Below are 22,165 nucleotides of genomic sequence, written 5' to 3' on the forward strand. Positions count from 1 at the left end.
TGTTTTTTGTTTCGGCGACGTGGCGAGGTTTGACTTCGCCGCCCGGCCGGCGCAAGAACGGACAGGCTTTTGGCGCGAATGCCCGCCACGGTTGCATTCGCCGGCGGGCAAACTGATCGAGACTGACGGGTGGGCATCTATCTCCCGATCGCGGAAATTTCCGTCAACATCTTCGTGCTGCTGGCCATGGGCGCGGCGGTGGGTTTCCTCTCGGGCATGTTCGGAGTGGGCGGCGGCTTCCTGATCACGCCGCTGCTGATCTTCTACAACATACCGCCGGCGATCGCAGTCGCCACCGGCGCCAACCAGGTCATCGCCTCCTCCTTCTCCGGCGCATTGTCGCACGTGAAGCGCGGCACGCTCGACTTCAAGCTCGGCGGTGTGCTTTTGGCCGGCGGCATCGTCGGCTCGACCGGCGGCATCTTCGTCTTTGGCTTCTTGCGCCGGCTCGGCCAGCTCGACCTGTTCATCTCGCTGCTCTACGTCGTGCTGCTCGGCACCGTTGGCGGGCTGATGCTGGTCGAGAGCGTCAATGCGCTGCGCGCCGCGCGCAGCGGCGCGGCACCGGTGCTGAAGAAATCCGGCCAGCACAACTGGATCCACCGCTTGCCGCTGAAGATGCGGTTCAGGGCCTCGAAGCTTTTCGTCAGCGTCATCCCGGTGCTCGGCCTCGGCGCCGGCATCGGTTTCCTGTCGTCGATCATGGGCGTCGGCGGCGGCTTCATCATGGTGCCGGCGCTGATCTATCTCTTGAAAGTGCCGACCAACGTCGTCGTCGGCACCTCGCTGTTCCAGATCATCTTCACCTCGGCCTACACCACGCTGGTCCATGCCACCACCAACCAGACGGTCGACGTCATGCTCGCCTTCTTGTTGATGGCGGGCGGCGTCGCCGGCGCGCAATACGGCGCCAAGGCCGGCCAAAGGCTGCGCGGCGAGCAGCTCAGGGCGCTGCTGGCACTGCTGGTCCTGGCGGTTGCCATCCGGCTCGCCATCGATCTGTTCGTGACGCCGCCCAGCCTCTATTCGCTGTCCGGCGCGGATCCGACCTGATGGCGGGTTTTAGGACGTTCCTGGCCGTTGCCTCGCTGTCGCTGTTCGCCGCCTCGTCACCGGCAAGAGCGCAGACGCCGGTTACCGAAAACATCCAGATCGGCCTGTCCACCGACCATGTCTCGATCACCGCCGGCTTTTCCGGCGCCGACCTCACCATCTTCGGCTCATTGGAAAATGCCGACCCGCGTGTCGCGCGCCAGGGGCGCTACGACATCGTCGTCGTGCTTGAGGGTCCGGCCCGGAAGGTCGTCGTGCGCCGCAAGGACCGGGTGCTCGGCATCTGGATCAATCTGGAGTCCGAGACCTTCAAGAATGTGCCGGTGTCCTATTCGGTGGCGACGACGCGGCCGCTGCAGGACGTCACCGACCCCAACAGCTACAAGCAACTGTCGCTCGGCGCCGCCAACATCTACATGCAGCCGGCCGACGCTGGCGAAAGTCCGGCGACCATCCAGGAATTCACCGCGGCACTGCGCGAGCGAAAGACGGCGACCGGCCTCTACAGCGTGAATGTCGGCGGCGTGCAGTTCCTGTCGCAGAACCTGTTCCGCGCCACCGTCAGGCTCGCCCCCAATGTTCCGGTCGGCACCCACAAGGCACGCGCGTTCCTGTTCAAGAGCGGCCTGTTCATCAAGGAAAGCTCCGCCCAGCTCGAAATCCGCAAATCCGGTTTCGAACAGTCGATCTTCCGCGTCGCCCACGATTATTCTTTCCTGTATGGCGTCTTCGCGGTGTCGTTGGCCATGCTGACAGGCTGGCTCGGAAGGCTCGTCTTCCGGAAGGATTAAACTCTTTTCAAAAGGCGGTTCCCCTTTTTACGCTCGTGGGTTAGACCGCGACCCCGGCCCGGCCGAACACCGGCTGTCGCTCCCCAAATCAAAAATACAGGACTTTGCGATGCGACCAGCATTCGGCGGTATCGACTTCGGCACTTCGAATTCCACCGTCGGCGTGATCAGGGACGGGCAGCCGCAACTGGTGGCGCTGCAAGACGGCGAGGTGACCCTGCCCAGCGCGGTGTTCTTCAATTTCGAGGACAACCGCACCTACTTTGGGCGCCGCGCCATCGCCAACTATACCGACAGCATCGAGGGTCGCCTGATGCGCTCGCTGAAGAGCGTACTCGGCGGTACGCTGGTCCATGAAAAGACGCGCATCAAAACCCGATCGATCGCCTTCACCGAGATCATCGGCCTGTTCGTCGGCCACCTCAGGAAAAGGCTGGAAGAGGATGCGAACGATACGGTTGAAAGCGTGGTGCTCGGTCGTCCCGTGCAGTTCGTCGACGACGATGCCGAGGCCGATGCCAAGGCCGAAGGTCAACTCGAAAACGCGGCCCGCACCCAGGGCTTCAGGCATATCGCCTTCCAGTTCGAGCCGATCGCGGCGGCGCTCGACTACGAGCAGAAAGTCACGCGCGAAGAACTGGCGCTGATCGTCGACATGGGCGGCGGCACGTCCGATTTCTCGATCGTGCGGGTCTCGCCGCAGCGCGCCCGCTCCCTTGATCGCAAGGACGACATCCTGGCGAGCCGAGGCATCCACATCGGCGGCACCGACTTCGACCGGCTGTTGAGCATCGCCCATGTGATGCCGCAGCTCGGCTACCTCTCGCCGACCAAGGACGGCAAGCGCAACTTGCCGGCCAGCTACTTCATCGACCTGGCGACATGGCAGCGCATCAATCTGGTCTACACCGCCCGCGCGATGACGCATCTGCGCCAGATCCGCTACGAGGCGGAACGCGCCGACCTGGTCGACCGCTTCATCGACATCGTCGAGCATCGTTACGGGCACGCGCTGGCCGCTTTGGTCGAGAGGGCCAAGATCGAGCTGACGGAGCAACCGTCCGCCGAGGTGATGGTCGCGCTGACGGGAGCGAAGTTTGCGACCGAAATTACGCGCGCCGGGATCGAGACCACGATCGCCAGGGATATCGAACGGGTGGCCGCAACGGTTGGTGAGACGATCCGCGACGCGCAGGTGAAACCGTCCGACATCACCGCGGTGTTCCTGACCGGCGGATCGACCGCCATCCCGCTGGCAAGGCAGCAAATACTGGCCCTGGTGCCGCAGGCGTCGGTCATCGAAGGTGATATGTTCGGCTCGGTCGGGCTTGGGCTGGCGCTCGATGCGCAGCGGAAATTCGGCTGACCCGGCTTACCCGAGGACGGTCTCGCCGGCCCTCGCGCCCAGATGCGCCTTGAGCGCCATCTGGGCCAGACTTGCCTGCCGGTCACGATGCGTGATCATGGCGAAATCGCGCTTTGGCAGATCGATCGGCACGGCTCGCAGGCTGCCCTCGGCGACCGCGCGTTCGACAACGAGCTCCGAAATGATGGTGGCGCCGGCGCCGGCCTCGACCGCCTGACGGACCGCCTCGTTGCTCGGCAGCACCAGGAATATCCGCAGGTCCGCGAACGAGATCCCTTCGCGGCGGGCAAGATCTTCCAGCACCTCGCGCGTGCCCGATCCGCCTTCCCTGATGATCCAGCGGAGTTCCCTGATATCGGGATGCCCGCGCGAGACTTCGGCGATCTCGGCATGCGAATGCGCCACGACCAGCATCAGGCGATCGACATCGACCTTGGCGCGCCGCAATATGTCCGATTCAGTGCGCCCCTCGACCAGGCCAAAATCAGCCGTACCGTCGAGTACGGTGGTCTCAACCTGCCTGGTGTTGCCGATGGTCACGCTCAGCCTGACGGCGGGATAGGCCTCGTGGAAGGAGGCCAGCCGGCGCGGCAGCCAGTAGCTGGCGATGGTCTGGCTGGCGGCGATGGAAAGGCTGCCGGTGATCGTCTGCGAGACGTGCTCCAGCACGTCGTGGGCGGCAGCCGCCCGTTCGAGCACGGCCTTCGCCTCGGGCAGAAACCTGCGCCCGGTCTGCGCCAGTTCGATGTTGCGACCGACCCGGTTGAACAGCTGGACGCCATGCTGCTGTTCGAGCGAGCGGATGGCGGCCGAGGCGGCCGATTGGGAAATACCCAGCAGTTCGGCCGCCTTGGTCATGTGTCCCCGTTCGGCGACGGCAACGAATATCCGCAGTTGGTCCAGGGTCATGCGGAGAATTAAGAAACAATTTCGATTGGAATTACAAGAGCAACTTGTTAGACGGATCGATTGCTTTGTTCTAATTTTCCCGGCGGAGTTGGAAAAAAATCGCGGCCAACCTGCAACGGGTAGAAAAGTGATCGGGCGGTTCAAATCCTTGTTTGCCCATTGGACCCGCGGTCTGCGGCGTCGGCTTGCCGGCGACCGTTATCATCCGGAAGAACATTACATGCGCGGCCCCGGGCCGAAGACGAGAGCCAAATTCGCAGACCGCAAAAGCCCCGAATCATGAACCACGGACCGCTGCGCGGCGCCAATTCCGCACCGTCCCAACGGTCGCTTGCCGACACCCGCGCGCCCCACGAGGGTGACGGCGTCGATACCTCGCCTGACGTCTCAGACAGCATCGCCAAGACCACCTGCTACATGTGCGCCTGCCGCTGCGGCATCGACGTCCACATCAAGGACGGCAAGGTCCGCTACATCAACGGCAACAAGGACCATCCGGTCAATCGCGGCGTGCTGTGCGGCAAGGGCAGCGCCGGCATCATGCAGCACTACAGCCCGGCCCGGTTGAAGAAACCGTTGCTGCGCAGCGGTCCGCGCGGCTCGGGAGAATTTCGCGAGATCGAGTGGGAGGAGGCTTTCTCGATCGCGACGGAACGGCTTTCGAAAATCCGCCGCACCGATCCGAAGAAACTCGCCTTCTTCACCGGCCGCGACCAGTCGCAATCGTTGACCGGCTGGTGGGCGAGGCAGTTCGGCACGCCGAATTTCGCCGCCCATGGCGGCTTCTGCTCGGTCAACATGGCGGCCGGCGGGCTCTATACGATCGGCGGCTCGTTCTGGGAGTTCGGCGAACCCGACTGGGACAACACCAAATACTTCATGCTGTTCGGCGTCGCCGAGGACCATGATTCCAATCCGATCAAGATCGGTCTCGGCAAGCTCAAGGCGCGCGGCGCCAAGGTGGTCTCGATCAATCCCTGCCGCACCGGCTACAACGCCATTGCCGATGACTGGATCGGCATCCGGCCCGGCACCGACGGCCTGTTCGTGTTTGCTCTCATCCATGAACTGCTGAAGGCCGGCCGCGTCGATCTCGATTATTTGCTGCGCTACACCAACGCCCATGTCCTCGTCATCCAGGAGCCGGGTGCAGCAGATGACGGGCTGTTCGCACGCGACAGCGGCGGCAATCCGCTGGCCTGGGACAGGCTGGCCAAAGTCTCCGTCAGCGCCACCGATACCGACGCAAAGCCGGCGCTGACCGGCAACTTCCAGGTCGATGGCCGCCGCTGCGTACCGGTCTTCCAGCTTATCGCAGACCGCTACCTGCACGAGAGTTATTCTCCCGATGCGGTCGCCGAACGCTGCGGCGTTACCGCCGACACCATCCGCCGCATCGCCGCGGAACTGGCGCATGTCGCCTTCGAGCAGGCGATCGAACTGCCGGTGGCGTGGACCGACTGGGCCGGCCGCCGACACGAGACGATCAAGGGCCGGCCGGTGTCGATGCACGCGATGCGCGGCATCTCGGCGCATTCGAACGGTTTTCACACCTGCCGCGCCATCCACCTGCTGCAAGTACTCCTGGGTACGGTGGACGTGCCCGGCGGGTTTCGCTTCAAGCCGCCTTATCCGCGGTCGGCGCCGCCGGGGCCGAAGCCGGCGGGCAAGGACGTCAGGCCGATGACGCCGCTCGAAGGCATGCCGCTCGGTTTCGTCTGCGGCCCGGACGATCTGCTGGTCGATGACGTCGGCACGCCGATCCGCATCGACAAGGCCTATTCCTGGGATGCGCCGCTGGCAGCACACGGGCTCATGCACACGGTCATCCGTAACGCCTGGGCCGGCGATCCCTACAGGATCGATACGCTGTTCATGTACATGTCCAACATGGCCTGGAACTCGTCGATGAATACCGTCGAGACGATGGCGATGCTGGCCGACATGGATGCGTCAGGCGAGTACAGGATCCCGTTCATCATCTATTCCGACGCCTATCATTCCGAGACCGTGCCGTTCGCCGATCTCGTGCTTCCCGACACGACCTATCTCGAGCGTCATGACTGCATCAGCCTGCTCGACCGGCCGATCAGCCATGCCGATGGACCGGGTGACGCCATCCGCCATCCGGTTGTCGAGCCGGACCGCGACGTGCGGCCGTTCCAGACGGTGCTGATCGAGCTCGGCGCGCGGCTCGGCCTGCCCGGCTTCGTCGCCGACGACGGCTCGGCCAAATACCGCGACTATGCCGATTACATCGTCAATCATGAGCGCAGGCCAGGCATCGGCCCGCTCGCCGGCTGGCGCGGCAAGGACGGAATTTTGATCGGCAAGGGCGATGCCAATCCCGACCAGCTTCAGCGCTACATCGACAATGGCGGCTTCTGGCACCACGATTTTGCCGACGACCAGCGCTACTACAAGATGGCCAACCGATCCTACCTCGAGTTTGCCGAGACCATGGGTTTCATCCCGAAGGCCGAGCCGATCGTGTTCCAGCTCTATTCCGAGCCGATGCAGCGGTTTCGCCTCGCCGCGCGCGGCCATGGCCGGGTGCTGCCGCCGGAGGCGGAGCGCAGCCGCATCGAAACCTATATGGACCCGTTGCCGTTCTGGTACACGCCCTTCGAGGAGGCGGTTGTCGACGTTGAGAAATACCCTCTGCATGCGCTGACGCAGCGGCCGATGCACATGTATCATTCCTGGGGCTCGCAGAACGCCTGGCTCAGACAGATCACCAGCCAGAACCGGCTGTTCGTGCACAGCCAAACCGCCGCCGGCCTCGGGCTTGCCGATGACGACTGGGTTTGGATCGAGAGCATCAACGGCAGGGTCAAGGGACAGATCAAGCTGGTCGACGGCGTCAACGCCGACACGGTGTGGACCTGGAACGCGATCGGCAAGCGGCGCGGCAGCTGGGGCCTGAAGGACGACGCGGCCGAATCCAACCGCGGCTTCCTGCTCAACCACATCATCGGCGACCAGACTTCTGCCGATGCGAACGGCAAGCGCTACTCGAATTCCGATCCGGTGACCGGCCAGGCGGCATGGTTCGACCTGCGCGTCCGCATCGTCAAATGCGCGGCTGAAGAAGCCGGCTTCACCGAGCCGCAGTTCGAGCGCTTCCGGCAGCCACCGCATTTCAAACCCTCGCCCGACAAGCTCAGTTTCGGCGCCGAGTTTCGCCGGGCAAGAGAGAGATCATGACCTGCCTTCCCGCCCATACCGACAAGAAGCTCGGCCTGGTCATCGACCTCGACACCTGCGTCGGTTGCCAGGCCTGCGTTACCGCCTGCAAGGAATGGAACACCGGCGGTCACATGGCGCCGCTGACCGACATCGATCCTTATGGCGGCGATGCCGACGGGGTCTGGTTCAACCGCGTGCACAGCTATGAGCACATGACGGAGATGGGTGGGCGCACGGTCAATTTCCCACGCTCCTGCCTGCATTGCGAGACACCGGCCTGCGTCACCGTGTGCCCGACCGGCGCCTCCTACAAACGGGCCTCGGACGGCATCGTGCTGGTCGACGAAGACAAGTGCATCGGCTGCAAATTATGCAGCTGGGCCTGCCCCTATGGCGCGCGCGAATTCGACACCGATGTCGGCGTGATGAAGAAGTGCACGCTGTGCGTCGACCGCATCTACAACGACAATCTGGCGGAAGAAGACCGCGTGCCGGCCTGCGTCGCCGCCTGTCCGACCAGCGCGCGGCACTTTGGCGATCTCGGCGACCCGGCATCGGCGATCTCGCAACTGGTGGCCGAACGCGGCGGCGTCGACCTGATGCCCGAACTCGGCTATCACCCGACCAACAAATATTTGCCGCCGCGCGCCCACACGCGGCGCGCTGCATCGGTGCCGGCGCCGAGGCTCGAACCGTTGCGGGTTGAAGGCGGTTTCCTCGGCTGGGTCGATCGCATGCTCTCGCATTGATCAGCATCCATGCATCCAGCCTTCTCCGTCGTCTTCTTCACCACTGCCACGGGCGCCGGTTACGGCCTGCTCGCGCTGCTCGGCGTGCTGGCCGGACAAGGATTTGTCCCGCCTGACTTCTGGCTCGGCCTCGTCGGCATGGGGCTGGCGCTCGGCCTGATCTCGGCCGGCCTGTTGTCGTCGGCCGGCCATCTCGGCCGACCAGAACGCGCCTGGAGAGCATTCTCGCAATGGCGCAGCTCATGGCTGTCGCGCGAAGGCGTTGCCTCGGTCGCGACCTTCGTGCCGACGGGATTGTTCGCCGTCGGCTGGCTGTTCCTCGGCCGCACAAACGGCTGGGTGGCCGTCGCCGGGCTGCTGGCTGCGGTCGGCGCGGTCGCCACCGTCTGCACCACCGGCATGATCTATGCCTCGCTGAAGCCGATCGCCCAGTGGCACAGCCGCTTCACTTTGCCCGGCTACCTGATCTTTTCGGCGATGAGCGGCAGTGTGCTTCTCAACGCGCTGCTGCAGGCTTTCGCCCTCGGCTCGGCTGTCGTTCTGACAGGTTGCGTACTGCTGACCTTGCTCGGCTGGGGCTGGAAGCTGGCAAATTGGCGCTACAATGACAGGCTGGAAATCCCGACCAACGCCAACACCGCGACCGGACTTGCCGGCGGTACGGTGCGGTCGCTGGAATGGCCGCACACCGAAGAAAACTACCTGCTCAAGGAGATGGGCTTTCGCATCGCCCGCAAGCACAAGGCGCGGCTGCGCCAGATCACGCAAGTGCTGGCCTTCGCTCTGCCCGTCTTGCTGCTGATTGCCGCATTCGCCTTGCCATGGCCCTATGCGGCGGTGCTGTCGGCACTCGCCACATCAGCCCAATTCGCCGGCATGCTGGTCGAACGCTGGCTGTTCTTCGCCGAAGCGAAACACACCGTCACCCTCTACTACGGCCGATAGAGCAGCTCAGCCCGGCCGCAGCATCGCGTGGGAAATCGCAAAAATGCGCTCGGTGCCGAGCATATAGGCCATCAGCGTCTCGCGGCGGAACAGCCCGGCATAGGCGCGGTCGAGCACATTGAGCGAGCCGGTATAGGCGCCGAAGGCCGGCATGATCATGCGGCCGCCGTCGCCGGCAAAGCAGCGCCGTCGCACCGAGCGGCCCTGCTGCACGATGCGGGCGCAAGGGTGCAGATGACCTGATACCTCGCCTTCCACTCTCACCGCCGAAGGCTCGTGCCGGAATACGAGAGAGCCTATGGCCAGCTCGCGCACCGTCTCGCCGGGCAGGTCGGCCGGCGCATCCGGGTCATGATTGCCGGCAACCCAGAACCAGTCGCGACCGGCCATCAGCGCTTCCAGCCGTTCGCGAAAGCTCGCATGCATGCGCGCGGCGCCGCCGCCGTCATGAAAGCTGTCGCCTAGGCTGATGACGATCGCCGGCTGATAATCGGCAATCACCGCCTGCAACCGCAGTAACGTCGCACCGGTATCATAAGGCGGGATCAACGTACCGCGCCGTGCCAGCGACGAACCCTTTTCCAGATGCAGGTCGGACACGGTCAGAAGCCGAAGCTCGGGAAAATAAAGCACGCCGCGCCGATCGCAGATCGCACGCTCGCCGGCGATGCCGACAGGATCGGCATCCGCCAGGAGCGCCGTCATGGCGAGTGCGAATGTCATTTCGTCCCCATGGCCTCCTCGACCAGCGTTGCCGCATCCATCAGCAGCGTATCATCGGCCTCGCCATGCACCGGCATCTTGCCGATCTCGAGCATGATCGGCACGGCGAGCGGCGAAATCTGCTCGAGGTCTTTATGCACGATTCGTCCCTGGATACGCGAGAGCATCTCGGCAAGTCTGCTGACATCCAGCAGACCCGTGGCCGCGTCGGCACGCGTCGCCTGCAGCAGGATGTGGTCGGGCTCATGGCTGCGCAGAACGTCGTAGATGAGGTCGGTCGAGACGGTGACCTGACGGCCGCTCTTCTCCTGGCCCGGATGACGTTTTTCGATCAGTCCGGAGATGAGCGCGCAATTGCGAAAGGTGCGCTTCAAAAGCCAGCTGCCGGCCAGCCAGGCTTCGAGATCGTCGCCCAGCATGTCCTGGTCGAAAAGCGCGGCCAGCGACGGTTTCTTCGCCCGGAACATCCTGCCCATATCGGCCAGCGACCAGATGGCAAGCGCATAGTCGGTGGCGACGAAGCCGAGCGGCCTGGCTCCCGCCCGGTCGAGGCGGCGGGTGAGCAGCATGCCAAGCGTCTGGTGCGCCAGCCTGCCCTCGAACGGGTAGGCCACCAGATAGTAGCGGTTGCCGCGCGGAAAGGTCTCGATCAGCAGGTCGTCGCGCTTCGGCAGCACCGATTTGTCGGCCTGGAAGCGCAGCCAGTCGGCGACCTGTTCCGGCAGCTTCTTCCAGCGCTGCGGGTCGTCCAGCATGATGCGGACCTGTTCGGCGAGGTAAGTCGAAAGCGGGAATTTGCCGCCGCCATAATAGGGCACCTTGGCGTCACTGCCGGGCGCATTCGACACGAAGCACTCATTGTCGCGGATGCCCTCGAAGCGCAGCACCTTGCCGGCGAACATGAAGGTGTCGCCATGCGTCAGCGTTTCGAGGAACGCCTCCTCGATCTTGCCGAGAACCCGACCGCCGCGCGAGGCAGAGCCTTTGCTGCCAGCCTTGACATAACGCACGTTGAGCGCCGGCACCTCGATGATGGTGCCGACATTCAGCCGGTACTGCTGGGCGATGCGAGGATTGGAGACGCGCCACAGCCCGTCCTTGTTCAGGCGGATGCGGGCGTAGCGCTCGTAGTTTTTCAGCGCATATCCGCCGGTGGCGACGAAGTCGACGACACGATGGAACGTCGGCCGGTCGAGTCCGGCATAGGGCGCGGCGGTTCGCACCTCCTCGAACAGCGCATCGGCATGAAAAGGCGCGCCGCAGGCGCAACCCAGGACATGCTGCGCCAGCACGTCGAGCCCGCCATTGACCAGTGGCGGCGTGTCCTGGGCGCCGAGATAATTGGCGTCGAGCGCCGCCCGGCATTCCAGCACCTCGAAGCGGTTGGCCGGAATCAGGATCGCCTTCGACGGCTCATCCATGCGGTGGTTGGCGCGGCCAATGCGCTGCGCCAGCCGGCTCGCACCTTTGGGAGCGCCGACATGCACGACCAGGTCGACATCGCCCCAGTCGATGCCGAGGTCGAGCGTCGACGTGGCGACGATGGCACGCAAGGCATTCTCGCCCATGGCTTTTTCGACGCGCCGGCGCTGGGCGACATCGAGCGAGCCGTGATGCAGCGCGATCGGCAAAGTGTCCTCATTGACCCGCCACAATTCCTGGAACAGCAGTTCGGCCTGGCTGCGCGTGTTGACGAACAGCAGGGTCGTCTTGTGTCGCTTGATCTCGCTATAGATCTCCGGTGTCGCGTAGCGGGCCGAATGTCCGGCCCACGGCACGTGCTGTTCTGAGTCGAGGATGGAGATGTCGGGCTTGGCGCCTCCGGTGACGACGATCAATTCGGCCATGCCACCCGGTGGATTCTGGCTGACCAGCCAGCGCCGCAATTCGTCCGGCTCGGCGACCGTCGCCGACAGGCCGATCGTCTGCAAGCTGGGAACAAAGGATCGCAGCCGAGCCAGCCCGAGCGACAGGAGATGCCCGCGCTTCGACGTCACCAAGGAATGCAGTTCGTCGAGCACGACATAGCGCAGATCCTCGAAGAAGCGCCTGGCGTCGGGCGCAGCAATCAGCAGCGCCAGTTGCTCGGGCGTCGTCAGAAGGATGTCGGGCGGGGCCAGCTTCTGCCGCTGGCGCTTGTGCGCGGGCGTGTCGCCGGTGCGCGTCTCGATGGTGAGAGATAGGCCGATCTCTTCCACCGGCTTGCCGAGATTGCGCTCGATGTCGACGGCCAACGCTTTCAGCGGCGAGATGTACAGCGTGTGGATGCCGCGACGCGCCTGCCCTGGCTTTCCCCCTGGCCGCCCGGCCAACTCGGTTAGTGAAGGCAGAAATCCGGCCAGCGTCTTGCCGGCGCCGGTCGGCGCGATCAGCAGAACCGATTGCCCGGCCTGGGCAGTCGCCAGCAATTCTATCTGGTGGGCGCGCGGCGACCAGCCTCTTTGCGCGAACCATTTGAGGAATGGCTCGGGCAAGCGCACGGCGGCATTCTGTTCGGCGAGGCGCGGCTGCTCTGTCACCCGCCAGAGGTAGCGCGGCGCCGTGCAATCGCCAAGCAGAATCGGAACAAAAGGTGATCGTGCGTTTTTCCTTCCCCCCTTGTGGGGGAAGGTGGATTGGCGCGTTAGCGCCAAGACGGATGAGGGGTGGCTGGAAGAAATGAGGCGTTGGCGATCCCTGGAACACCCCTCATCCGGCCGCTTCGCGGCCACCTTCTCCCACAAGGGGAGAAGGAAGAACCGCGCCAGGTGGATTGCCGCGAAGCGGCAAGACGAATGGGGCGTGCTGGAAGAAATGAGGCGTTGGCGTTCCCTGGAACACCCCTCATCCGGCCGCTTTGCGGCCACCTTCTCCCACAAGGGGAGAAGGATGAGCGCTTACCTTAAGGCCGCCTAAACCCTGTCGGACCGCCATAGAGATAGCCGATGCGGGCGACGGCCTGCCTGAACCCTTCACGCGAGACCAGCATGGTGTGGCCGTTGGCGTGGATCATCGTTTCCGGATCGGTCATGACAGCGACATGGCCTTTCCAGAACACCAGGTCGCCGCGCCGCAACCCGGCAAGATCCGGACCCGGGTCGAGCGGCTCGCCGATGGTCGCCGCCTGCATGTCGGAATCGCGCAGCACTTGCCTGCCGGTCATGTGCATCGCCAGTTGCACGAGGCCGGAGCAATCGATGCCGAAGCCGGAGGCGCCGCCCCACAGATAGGGGGTGCCGAGAAAAGTCTCCGCGACTGCGACATAGTCGGCAGCCGGCTCTCCTAGAGGCCTGAGATGGCCTGAGATGACTGCCTCGCCGGACGGCAGCAACGCATAATGCGTGCCGCGCGTTTCTGCCGCGCCGGTCACCGTCAGCGCCGATCCCATCGACAGTTGCCCGCTCAGCGGAAGCCGCAAATCAGGTCCCGGATAGAGGAAGGTGCGCGGCACCGAGACGACATGGGTGGGCGCATGGTCCCGTCCGCCCAGCACGGTGTCGGCGACATAGCCGACATAGCCGTCGCGCTCCGACTGGATCCAGGCCCAGCCCTCGGCATCTTCGAAGACGAGGACGTCGTCACCGAACAGGGCTTGCGTGTTGACGCCGGCATCCGGCCGCGGCGCCTTGCGGATATCGGCCACTGCGGCTGAAATCCGCGCTGGCCGCCCGGCGACGAAGCGATCGGCGGCGACCTCGCCCTCCAGCCTGGCATCGGCGAGATCGGAACGGAAGGCGTGAAGGCGGGCATCCCTGGCGGTCAAATCGGCAACTCGGTGTCAGAAGGGCGGTTCGGTCAGATGGGCAATTCCTGGGCTCTGGCAATGATAACATCGCCGAAGCGCTCGACAAAGAGAGCACCTTCTACGGTTCGCTTGACCAGCACGTTGCGCTTGTCGAACTCATCGCGATGGCGCGAAACCAGCTTCATTGCGCCCATCGTGTCGAGCGCCCGGGTGATCACTGGCTTGGTGACATTGAGCCGCGCGGCGAGCCCGCGCACCGTATGCGGCGGTGGATCGAGATAGATCGTGAACAGGATCGCCGTCTGGCGCATGGTGAGGTCCGGCGCATCATCGCGCACCTGCGACAGCATCACCTGCTGCCACAGTCGCAAGGCCTGGCTTGGACGCATCGAGATCGACATCCGGCCACAATGACGGCAAATTGTTTCGGTTCCGTTTCAGTCCACGTGCTGAACAGGAGCGGTCAGGCGTAGCGTTTCGAAATAACCCTTTCCAGCGCGCGGATGCCTTGCGCCTCGCCGCCGGCCAAGCCCTGCGGACGATCGGACGGGTTCCAGGCGAAGATGTCGAAATGCGCCCAGACGGCGGTCTTCTCGACGAAGCGTTTCAGGAAAAGCGCCGCGGTGATCGAGCCGGCGAAACTGTCTGACGTGACATTGTTGATGTCGGCGATCTTCGACGACAGCTTTGCGCCATAGGGTTTCCACAGCGGCATGCGCCACAGTGGATCCTCGACGGCGACGGAGGCCGCAGCCAGGTCGGAGGCCAGCGCTTCATCGCCGGTGTAGAACGGTGGCAGATCGGGACCGAGCGCGACGCGAGCAGCCCCGGTCAAGGTCGCCATGTCGATCAGCAGTTGCGGCTCGTCGTCGTCTGCCAGAGCCAAGGCGTCCGCCAGCACCAGCCGTCCCTCGGCGTCGGTGTTGCCGATCTCGACGGTGATGCCCTTGCGGCTCACCAGCACGTCGCCGGGCCGGAAGGCGTTGCCGGCAATCGAATTTTCGACCGCCGGGATCAGCACACGCAGCCGGACCTTCAGCCCGGCGGCCATGATCATCGAGGCGAGGCCCAACACGTTGGCCGCGCCGCCCATGTCCTTTTTCATCAAAAGCATGCCCGAGGACGGCTTGATGTCGAGACCCCCGGTGTCGAAGCAGACGCCCTTGCCGACCAGCGTCACCTTCGGGGCGTTCTCCGGTCCCCAGATCATGTCGATCAGCCGCGGTGCGCCTGATGAAGCGCGGCCGACCGCATGGATCATCGGGAAATTCTTCTTGACCAGGTCGTCGCCCCTGGTCACCGACACTTCGGCGTCGTACGTCCCGGCCAGCGTCCGAACTGCCTTCTCCAGCTCGTCAGGTCCCATGTCGCTGGTCGGCGTGTTGACCAGATCGCGCGTTAGGAAAACGCCCTCGGCGATGCGGCGAACGTAAGCCCCTTCAGCGCCGGGCGGCAGCGAAAAACGCAGCGTCTTGCCAGGCTTTTTGCCGTAGCGGGTGAAGATATAGCCGCCGAGCGCCAATGCGATGGCCACGATTTCCGGCTCGGCCAGTGTGGAGGCGAAATGCCAATCGCCTGCGGGCAAGGCTCTCGCCAGCGCTCCGATGGCAAGCGCGCCTTCGCCGTCGCCCGTGCCGAACAGGGCGCCGGCAAGCGCGCCGTTTTCGTCGGGCAGGATCAGCGTCCGGCCGGCCTGACCGGAAAAGCCGTTGGCCCTCGCCCAGGCGAGCGAGGAGGAGGCAAGCCCTGCCGCATCCAGTCGATCCTTCGCCACCAGATACACCGGCAAAGTGGTCTTCAGTTTTCCCTCGATGAGTTCGACTGGCATTCGATGATCTCCGGCTTCCGAGTCGGCGCTTTTTAACGATCCGTTAGGGTTAACAGAATATTTCTGCGGGAGGGAAGATGGCCACGTAAAAGCCAATTTGACGAATGGAGGCCCTGGTGCAGATGCCGACCAACCGCATGACCAACGCCACGGCCAAGCGGCTGATCACCACGGCGTTCATAATAGCGCTCGCGGCCAGCGTTGCAGGCTGCGGGACCAGCAAGCTGACGACCGGCTCGATCGGACGCCCCAGCGGCAAACCCTTGGAAACCATGTCGGCCGGCGAGTTGCACAAGGCGACGATCGCGCTGGGTCAGTCCTACGCCAAGAACCCAAACGACAAGCGGATCGCGACGAATTACGCCGCGGCGCTGCAAATGGATGGCGACGCCGACCAGTCGCTCGCCGTGATGCGCAAACTGGCGATCGCGCTGCCGAAGGACCGCGACGTGCTCGCCGCCTATGGCAAGGCACTTGCCGCCAACGGGCAGTTCGAGCCGGCGCTCGATGCGGTGCGCCGCGCGCAGACACCGGAATATCCCGACTGGAAGCTGGTGTCGGCGGAAGCCGCTATTCTCGACCAGCTTGGCCAGAGAGACGGGGCGCGCCAGAATTACCGCAAGGCGCTTGACCTCAAGCCGAACGAACCTTCGATCCTTTCCAATCTCGGCATGTCCTATGTGCTGGAAGGTGATCTGCGCACGGCTGAAACCTATATGCGCTCGGCGGCCCAGCAGCCGAATGCCGACAGCCGCGTCCGCCAGAACCTGGCGCTGGTCGTCGGCCTGCAGGGCCGCTTCGACGAGGCCGAGACGATCGCCTCGCAGGAACTGTCGCCCGAACAGGCGCAGGCGAACGTGACTTACCTTCGCCAGATGCTCGCCCAGCAGAACGCCTGGAGCCAGCTCAAGGACCAGGACAAGACAAAGCCCGCCACCAACTGACCGCGCGTCGGCGCGGTCTTGCCTTCTCCCCTTGTGGGAGAAGGTGGATTGGCGCGCAGCGCCAAGACGGTTGAGGGGTGTTGGCCGGAGCGCCGTCGGTGCCAAGCTGGAGCACCCCTCATCCGACCGCTTCGCGGCCACCTTCTCCCACAAGGGGAGAAGGGGGAGCCGATCGCTGACCGTCGAGATCGACGGCAGCCAGCATACGGGTTCGAAACGATCGGGTACGAGACGCCGAAGGCATTGTCGCCTATTGGCTGCTCGATGTCGGCTGGTCGCCGAAAATGCCGCGCTCGCTGACCTGGATGCCGGCGGGACCCAGGATGATGGCGAACAGCACCGGCAGGAAGAACAGGATCATCGGCACGGTGAGCTTCGGCGGCAAGGCCGCGGCCTTCTTCTCGGCGGCGTTCATGCGCATGTCGCGGCTTTCGCCGGCAAGCACGCGCAGTGCGTGCGCCACCGGCGTGCCGTAGCGCTCGGCCTGGACCAGCGCCTGCGACACCGACTTGACCGATTCCAGGCCGGTGCGGCTTGCAAGGTTCTCGTAGGCCTGCTTGCGTTCCTGCAAATAGGAAAGCTCGGCATTGGTCAGGATGAACTCTTCGGCAAGCGCCACCGACTGCGCGCCGATCTCGTCGGCGACCTTACGAAACGCCGCCTCCACCGACATGCCGGATTCGACGCAGATCAGCATCAGATCGAGCGCGTCCGGCCACGCCATCTGGATCGACTGCTTGCGCTTGGTGGCGCGGTTGTTGACATAGAGCACCGGCGCGTAAAAACCGGCATAGGCGACGACGATACAGACGAACAACTTGATGAGAGGCGGCTGCTCCGGCAACCCGCCGAGCACGAACAGATAGATCGCAGCCAGGGCAAAGCCGACAAAGGGCAGGATCAGACGGAAGAAAAGGAAACGCGTCAACGGATTCTGCCCGCGGAAGCCAGCCACCTTGAGTTTCTGCAAGGTGCCTTCATCGGCAAGGGCGCGCCTGAGGTCCAGCCGGTCGACAATATTGCGCATGCCGATCGACTGTTGCTCGCGCAGGCCCTTGCGGCGGCGATCGGCATCGAGGGCAAGCCGCGCACGCTGCTTGGCGCGCAGTTCGTCGCGCTCCAGCGCCACCGATTTCATGCGCGCCTTGAGCTGGTTTCCGCCAAAGGCAGGCAGCAGCGTGAACACGGTGGCAAACACCGCAATGCCGACCAGCAGGGCAATCAGAAATGCCGGATCGGTAAGGGTTTTGACGACGTTCTCGGTCATGCGGTGTAATCCTAAACCTCGAAGTTCATCATCTTGCGCATCACCAGGATGCCGATCGACATCCAGACCGCGGAGCAGCCGAGGATCAGATTGCCGACGCTGGTGGTGAACAATGGCATGATGTAGTTCGGGCTTGTCAGGTAGACGAGACAGGCGACGACGAATGGCAAGGCGCCGATGATCACCGCTGACGCCTTCGCTTCCATCGACAGCGCCTGGACCTTTGCCTTCATCTTCTTGCGGTCGCGAAGCACGCGCGAAAGATTGCCCAGAGCCTCGGACAGATTGCCGCCGGCCTGGGACTGGATCTGGATGACGATGCCGAAGAAGCTCGCCTCGGTGCACGGCATCGTCTCGGCCATGCGCAGGCTGGCGTCGGGGATCGACAGGCCCATCTGCTGCGAATCGATGATGCGGCGGAACTCGGTCTTGACCGGTTCGGGGGATTCATTGGCGATCAGGCGGACGGCGTCGTTCAGCGGCAGGCCGGATTTGACCGCACGCACGATGATGTCGAGCGCGTTCGGAAATTCGTTGAGGAACGCCTTGACCCGGCGGGCGCGGCTAAACGAAACGAACCAGCGTGGCAGGCCGAGGCCACCGACGAGCAGCGCACCCGGCAAGACATACAAAGGCGCACCGGCGAACCAGGCAAGAAACGTCAGGACGACGCCGCAAACCGCCGAGTAGAGGTAGAAACGCTCGAGCGAGACCTTCATGCCTGCCTGACGGATCTGGGCCTTCAGGGGCGGCTTTTTGGCGAGGCTCTGGCTGGTTTTGTGCTTCTGTTCGAGGTCCTTCAGTGAATCCTGAACCGATTTGCGCCGCTTGGCCGCTTCCGCCACGCGATCGCGCGAAGCCTTGACGACGGCACCATCCGTCTCGGCGGTCTTGATCGTTTCAAGCCGCCTGCCGACCTGCTTTTCGGTGCTGATCCGGTTGAACAGAAAAGCATAGGCGACCGCGCCGGCGCTGAAGCCGGCGAGCACGATAAATGCCAACACGGTGCCGTCAATTCCAAACATCGGCCCTGGCCCCTACGCCTCCAAATGGATCAGTCAGCGCGTTTCTCCATCGCCTCGAGCGCATTGGCGAGGCGCTGTTCCTCGCCATAGTAGCGGGCGCGCTCCCAGAAATGCGGACGACCGATGCCTGTCGAAACGTGCTCGCCCAGCAGCCTGCCGTTCGCGTCCTCGCCTTTGATGTTGTAGAGAACGATGTCCTGCGTGATGATGACGTCGCCCTCCATTCCGATCACCTCGGTGATGTGGGTGATGCGCCGCGATCCGTCGCGCAGGCGTGCGGCCTGGATGATCACGTCGACAGAACCGACCACGATTTCACGCACGGTTTTCTGCGGCAGCGTGTAACCGCCCATCGCGATCATCGATTCGATGCGGTTCAGGCATTCGCGCGGGCTGTTCGAGTGGATCGTGCCCATCGAGCCGTCATGGCCGGTGTTCATCGCCTGCAGAAGATCGAACACTTCAGGTCCGCGCACTTCGCCGACGATGATGCGCTCGGGCCGCATGCGCAGGCAGTTCTTGACCAGATCGCGCATGGTCACCTCGCCCTCGCCCTCGAGGTTGGGCGGGCGGGTTTCCAGACGCACGACATGCGGCTGCTGCAGTTGCAGCTCGGCCGAGTCCTCGCAGGTGATGACGCGCTCATCGCGGTCGATATAGTTGGTCAGGCAATTGAGCAGCGTCGTCTTGCCCGAACCGGTACCGCCTGAAATGACGATGTTGCAGCGGACGCGGCCAATGATCTTGAGAATCTCGGCGCCGGGCGGCGAAATGGCGCCGAACTTGACCAACTGGTCGAGTGTCAGCTTGTCCTTCTTGAACTTGCGGATGGTGAGAGCGGCGCCGTCGATGGCGAGCGGCGGCGCGATGACGTTGACGCGGGAGCCGTCGGGAAGGCGCGCGTCGCAGATCGGGCTCGATTCATCGACGCGGCGGCCAACCTGGCTGACGATGCGCTGACAGATGTTGAGGAGCTGCTGGTTATCGCGAAAACGGATGCCGGTCTGCTCGACCTTGCCGTTGACCTCGATATAGACGTCCTTGGAGCCGTTGACCATGATGTCGGCAATATCGTCGCGAGCGAGCAACGGCTCCAGTGGCCCGTAACCGAGCACGTCATTGCAGATGTCCTCGAGCAGTTCTTCCTGCTCGGCGATCGACATCGCGAAATTCTTGATCGCGATGATGTCGTTGACGATGTCGCGGATTTCCTCGCGCGCGCTTTCGGGATCGAGCTTGGCGAGCTGCGACAGGTCGATGGTGTCGATGAGCGCGGCAAAGACCTGGCTCTTGGTGTCGTAGTAGGTTTCGCTCTTTTGGCGCTGGAGCTTTTTTGGCTCCGGCGCCAATGGCGGCGCCTCGACAGCACGGCGTGCGGGCGGCGCGGCAGACACGCCAGGCGTGCCGGATGACGGCGGCGGTGCGGGTTTGGCGAGAACCGCCGTTTCCGCAGGTTTTGCCGCCGGCGCGGCAGGCGCAGGTGCCGGCTGACGGAATTCCGGGGTGAACCGGCTGCCGTCGTCGCTGCCTCTTTTACCAAACATGATCGATTACCAATTCCGCTCCGGAAGCATCACTTCTTGCCGCGCGAGAGCTTGCCAAGGAGATTGCCGAGGCCCGCTTTCTTTCTTGCCTTGATTTCGCTGCGCCCGGTCAGCACATGCGCAATCTCGTTGATAATGCCGACAACCGGGTTCCTGGCATCCATTTCGCCGAGCATGCGCCCGTTGTTGGCGGCGTTTCCGAACAGCAGCGGCTCGAAAGCAATGACCGACATCGGCGACAGGCCGAGCGAATCGGCGAAGTCGGACGACGAAATCTCCGGGCGCTTCGGCACTCCGGCCTGGTTGATGATCAGCTTCGGCGGCGGATCGTTCGGGCGAAGCCGCTTGAACATGTCGGCCAGATTCTTGGTGTTGCGCAGATTGGCCAGCTCCGGCGTCGCCGTGATCACGATCTCGTCGGCTTTGACCAGTATGTTCTTCGTCCAGCCCGTCCAGACGTGCGGAACATCGAGCACCAGCAGCGGCACGCTGCGCTGCGCCGTGTCGATAAGCTGGGTGAAAGCCTCCGGGTCGAAATCGTAGACCCGATCGAGCGTTGAAGGCGCTGCAAGCAGCGACAGGTGCTCGGCGCACTGGGCAAGCAGCCGATCGAGATAGACCTCGTCGAGGCGCTCCGGTGAGAAAACGGCTTCGGCAATGCCTTGCGCCGGATCCTGATCGAAATTGATGTTGGCGGTTCCGAAAGCCAGGTCGAGGTCGGCGACAACCACTTCCGACTTGAACAGGGACGACATCGCCCAGGCCACATTATGGGCAATGGTCGAGGAGCCGACGCCACCCTTGGCGCCGATGAAGGCGATCGAGCGGCCGATCGGCTCGGCTTCCGGATCAACGAAAATCGTCGAAATCACGCTGACGATATCGGCCATCGATACCGGCGCGATGACATATTCGGAAATGCCGGAGCGGATGAGCTCGCGATAGAGCCCGACATCGTTGTAGTGGCCGATGACCACGACCTTCGAGGTCGGATCGCAGTATTCGGAGAGCTGCGTGAGCTGCTCGAGCAATTGCTTCGGCTCGCTGCGCGATTCCAGCAGGATCAGGTTCGGCGTCGGCGCCGATTGGTAGAACTCGATGGCGGTGGCGATGCCGCCCATATGGACCTTCAGATGGGCCTTGGCCATGCGGCGATCCTCGCCGGCGCGCTCGATCGGATTGGCAACGCCCTCGGTCTCGCAAAATGCCTGGATCGAGATGCGCGGAATCGGCCGCAGCGCCTGCATGGCGGCGACATCCTGCTGCGAGCTTTCGCCGCCGTCTAACCCCGTGTCGTAGGCAAGATTGCTCATTGTCATTTCTTTCCGTGACTTGTCTTCCCGTGACTGGCGCGGCTCAAGCTCAATACTCGACTTCCGAATTGCCGAGGAACTCGTCCGAAATGCCTCGCTCGCGGTAGACGTCGATCACCCCGCTGCGATTTTCTGCGTCGATAACGGATTGCTTGCGGGGCCCGAGCAGATCGGTAGGGTTTGCGATCTGGGCGGCAAGATTGTTCTGATACGAGCAGCCGAAATCGGCATAGTGCTTGTTTTCCGAGGTCTGCAGCAGGTCTTCGGGCCAGCGTCCGCATCTGCCGGTCTGCGCCTTCACCGTGACATAGGCGACGCGGATCGGCGCGGACGCTTCGGGCGAAGCCGACTGGTAGGTGGTGATGACGATCCGGCTGCGGCTGATGCCGCTGGCAATCGCAAGCCTGGCGAAATCGCGACCGGCCGCGGTCGCGGCGATCTCGTTCGCCGAACCGCTCGGGATCGAGATCGTCAAGGTCGGAGCGGCGCTCTTGTCATAGCCATCCAGGAAGCCGAGAAGCGTGTCGCGCTGCGACCCGGTCATGCCGCGATCGCCGGCGCCGACCGGAAGGTCGATCTTCTGGTTTTTCTCGGCAATGACGATCGGATGGTTGGTGCGATAGTCGTCCGGAACAGCGCCGACCGTGATGCTGTCCCGGTTGGCGCAGCCCGCCAGCATTGCGGCGACCGCAACCGCCAGGAGCGGAACGACCGGCTGGCTGATCCGCGACCGGCCGGACCGCATCGCTGCGATGATTGTCCTTGGCTTCAATGCTGACCGAGACATGTCCGCTT

18 protein-coding genes are annotated in these 22,165 nt (G+C 63.8%); 7 read left to right on the top strand and 11 right to left on the bottom strand.

Annotated elements, in window-relative coordinates; translation table 11 throughout:
- Positions 1-129: 129 nt before the first annotated feature.
- The 3 genes from AC0L2V_RS12565 to AC0L2V_RS12575 all read left to right on the top strand — a co-directional run bounded on the left by AC0L2V_RS12565 (position 130) and on the right by AC0L2V_RS12575 (position 3,210).
- Positions 130-1,053, top strand: a complete 924-nt coding sequence (locus AC0L2V_RS12565; RefSeq protein WP_091600326.1) for a sulfite exporter TauE/SafE family protein — start codon at positions 130-132, stop codon at positions 1,051-1,053.
- Positions 1,053-1,844 (top strand): TIGR02186 family protein, encoded by a 792-nt coding sequence (locus AC0L2V_RS12570; RefSeq protein WP_473490491.1) that lies wholly within the window; start codon positions 1,053-1,055, stop codon positions 1,842-1,844. Before AC0L2V_RS12565 ends, AC0L2V_RS12570 begins: the two co-directional genes overlap by 1 nt.
- Before the next feature lie 109 nt (positions 1,845-1,953).
- Entirely contained in the window at positions 1,954-3,210 is a 1,257-nt protein-coding gene (locus AC0L2V_RS12575; RefSeq protein WP_473520221.1) for an Hsp70 family protein, read from the top strand.
- Between the two features lie 6 nt (positions 3,211-3,216).
- Here AC0L2V_RS12575 and AC0L2V_RS12580 read toward each other — a convergent pair whose 3' ends face one another.
- Positions 3,217-4,119 carry a LysR substrate-binding domain-containing protein gene (locus AC0L2V_RS12580; protein WP_473520222.1) on the bottom strand — a complete coding sequence of 301 codons (903 nt, stop codon included), beginning with the start codon at positions 4,117-4,119 and terminating at the stop codon, positions 3,217-3,219.
- A 279-nt stretch (positions 4,120-4,398) separates the two neighbouring features.
- Between AC0L2V_RS12580 and AC0L2V_RS12585 the strand changes: the two genes are divergently transcribed.
- From AC0L2V_RS12585 to AC0L2V_RS12595, 3 genes are read left to right on the top strand one after another with little or no spacing between them, the layout of a single operon-like run.
- Entirely contained in the window at positions 4,399-7,326 is a 2,928-nt protein-coding gene (locus tag AC0L2V_RS12585) for a molybdopterin oxidoreductase family protein (RefSeq protein ID WP_473520223.1), read from the top strand.
- Positions 7,323-8,057 (top strand): 4Fe-4S dicluster domain-containing protein, encoded by a 735-nt coding sequence (locus tag AC0L2V_RS12590; RefSeq protein WP_473520224.1) that lies wholly within the window; start codon positions 7,323-7,325, stop codon positions 8,055-8,057. The genes AC0L2V_RS12585 and AC0L2V_RS12590 overlap by 4 nt, the downstream gene beginning before the upstream one ends.
- Before the next feature lie 9 nt (positions 8,058-8,066).
- A complete protein-coding gene (locus AC0L2V_RS12595) occupies positions 8,067-9,002 on the top strand; it encodes a dimethyl sulfoxide reductase anchor subunit family protein (protein ID WP_473520225.1) in 936 nt (311 codons plus the stop codon).
- 6 nt (positions 9,003-9,008) lie between these two features.
- Here AC0L2V_RS12595 and pdeM read toward each other — a convergent pair whose 3' ends face one another.
- The 5 genes from pdeM to AC0L2V_RS12620 form a co-directional block, all read right to left on the bottom strand.
- Positions 9,009-9,725 (bottom strand): ligase-associated DNA damage response endonuclease PdeM, encoded by a 717-nt coding sequence (pdeM, locus tag AC0L2V_RS12600; RefSeq protein WP_473510181.1) that lies wholly within the window; start codon positions 9,723-9,725, stop codon positions 9,009-9,011.
- Positions 9,722-12,244, bottom strand: a complete 2,523-nt coding sequence (locus AC0L2V_RS12605) for a ligase-associated DNA damage response DEXH box helicase (protein ID WP_473520226.1) — start codon at positions 12,242-12,244, stop codon at positions 9,722-9,724. Before AC0L2V_RS12605 ends, pdeM begins: the two co-directional genes overlap by 4 nt.
- Positions 12,245-12,606: 362 nt before the next feature.
- Positions 12,607-13,467, bottom strand: a complete 861-nt coding sequence (locus tag AC0L2V_RS12610) for a C40 family peptidase (RefSeq protein WP_473520227.1) — start codon at positions 13,465-13,467, stop codon at positions 12,607-12,609.
- Between the two features lie 32 nt (positions 13,468-13,499).
- Positions 13,500-13,850 carry a MarR family transcriptional regulator gene (locus AC0L2V_RS12615; protein WP_473520228.1) on the bottom strand — a complete coding sequence of 117 codons (351 nt, stop codon included), beginning with the start codon at positions 13,848-13,850 and terminating at the stop codon, positions 13,500-13,502.
- A 62-nt stretch (positions 13,851-13,912) separates the two neighbouring features.
- Positions 13,913-15,277 carry a leucyl aminopeptidase family protein gene (locus AC0L2V_RS12620; RefSeq protein WP_473520229.1) on the bottom strand — a complete coding sequence of 455 codons (1,365 nt, stop codon included), beginning with the start codon at positions 15,275-15,277 and terminating at the stop codon, positions 13,913-13,915.
- 122 nt (positions 15,278-15,399) lie between these two features.
- Here AC0L2V_RS12620 and AC0L2V_RS12625 point away from each other — a divergent pair, with 122 nt between their 5' ends.
- Positions 15,400-16,221 (top strand): tetratricopeptide repeat protein, encoded by an 822-nt coding sequence (locus AC0L2V_RS12625; protein ID WP_091600344.1) that lies wholly within the window; start codon positions 15,400-15,402, stop codon positions 16,219-16,221.
- A gap of 250 nt (positions 16,222-16,471) precedes the next feature.
- On the opposite strand, the gene AC0L2V_RS12630 is transcribed toward AC0L2V_RS12625, so the two are convergent.
- The 5 genes from AC0L2V_RS12630 to AC0L2V_RS12650 are packed head-to-tail and all read right to left on the bottom strand — an operon-like array spanning position 16,472 to position 22,157.
- Positions 16,472-17,488, bottom strand: coding sequence for a type II secretion system F family protein (locus AC0L2V_RS12630; RefSeq protein ID WP_287055824.1), 1,017 nt, complete (start codon positions 17,486-17,488; stop codon positions 16,472-16,474).
- An 11-nt stretch (positions 17,489-17,499) separates the two neighbouring features.
- Complete coding sequence (locus AC0L2V_RS12635) at positions 17,500-18,513, bottom strand: type II secretion system F family protein (RefSeq protein WP_473520230.1); 1,014 nt, start codon at positions 18,511-18,513, stop codon at positions 17,500-17,502.
- Between the two features lie 29 nt (positions 18,514-18,542).
- Positions 18,543-20,057 carry a CpaF family protein gene (locus AC0L2V_RS12640; RefSeq protein WP_473510190.1) on the bottom strand — a complete coding sequence of 505 codons (1,515 nt, stop codon included), beginning with the start codon at positions 20,055-20,057 and terminating at the stop codon, positions 18,543-18,545.
- Between the two features lie 29 nt (positions 20,058-20,086).
- Positions 20,087-21,370: a CpaE/TadZ family protein gene (locus AC0L2V_RS12645; protein ID WP_208602567.1), complete on the bottom strand. Its 1,284-nt coding sequence runs from the start codon at positions 21,368-21,370 to the stop codon at positions 20,087-20,089.
- A gap of 49 nt (positions 21,371-21,419) precedes the next feature.
- A complete protein-coding gene (locus tag AC0L2V_RS12650; protein ID WP_473510192.1) occupies positions 21,420-22,157 on the bottom strand; it encodes a CpaD family pilus assembly protein in 738 nt (245 codons plus the stop codon).
- Between the last annotated feature and the right edge of the window lie 8 nt (positions 22,158-22,165).

The organism is Mesorhizobium sp. WSM4814 (genome assembly GCF_055811595.1).

Bases quoted from the DNA above. Each gene is read 5' to 3' on its own strand.
- AC0L2V_RS12590 (WP_473520224.1), top strand. From the start codon at position 7,323: ATGACCTGCCTTCCCGCCCATACCGACAAGAAGCTCGGCCTGGTCATC.
- AC0L2V_RS12585 (WP_473520223.1), top strand. From the start codon at position 4,399: ATGAACCACGGACCGCTGCGCGGCGCCAATTCCGCACCGTCCCAACGG.
- AC0L2V_RS12635 (WP_473520230.1), bottom strand. From the start codon at position 18,513: ATGTTTGGAATTGACGGCACCGTGTTGGCATTTATCGTGCTCGCCGGC.
- AC0L2V_RS12640 (WP_473510190.1), bottom strand. From the start codon at position 20,057: ATGTTTGGTAAAAGAGGCAGCGACGACGGCAGCCGGTTCACCCCGGAA.
- AC0L2V_RS12630 (WP_287055824.1), bottom strand. From the start codon at position 17,488: ATGACCGAGAACGTCGTCAAAACCCTTACCGATCCGGCATTTCTGATT.
- AC0L2V_RS12625 (WP_091600344.1), top strand. From the start codon at position 15,400: ATGCCGACCAACCGCATGACCAACGCCACGGCCAAGCGGCTGATCACC.
- AC0L2V_RS12615 (WP_473520228.1), bottom strand. From the start codon at position 13,850: ATGTCGATCTCGATGCGTCCAAGCCAGGCCTTGCGACTGTGGCAGCAG.
- AC0L2V_RS12650 (WP_473510192.1), bottom strand. From the start codon at position 22,157: ATGTCTCGGTCAGCATTGAAGCCAAGGACAATCATCGCAGCGATGCGG.
- AC0L2V_RS12595 (WP_473520225.1), top strand. From the start codon at position 8,067: ATGCATCCAGCCTTCTCCGTCGTCTTCTTCACCACTGCCACGGGCGCC.
- AC0L2V_RS12620 (WP_473520229.1), bottom strand. From the start codon at position 15,277: ATGCCAGTCGAACTCATCGAGGGAAAACTGAAGACCACTTTGCCGGTG.
- AC0L2V_RS12645 (WP_208602567.1), bottom strand. From the start codon at position 21,370: ATGAGCAATCTTGCCTACGACACGGGGTTAGACGGCGGCGAAAGCTCG.
- AC0L2V_RS12580 (WP_473520222.1), bottom strand. From the start codon at position 4,119: ATGACCCTGGACCAACTGCGGATATTCGTTGCCGTCGCCGAACGGGGA.
- pdeM (WP_473510181.1), bottom strand. From the start codon at position 9,725: ATGACATTCGCACTCGCCATGACGGCGCTCCTGGCGGATGCCGATCCT.
- AC0L2V_RS12570 (WP_473490491.1), top strand. From the start codon at position 1,053: ATGGCGGGTTTTAGGACGTTCCTGGCCGTTGCCTCGCTGTCGCTGTTC.
- AC0L2V_RS12575 (WP_473520221.1), top strand. From the start codon at position 1,954: ATGCGACCAGCATTCGGCGGTATCGACTTCGGCACTTCGAATTCCACC.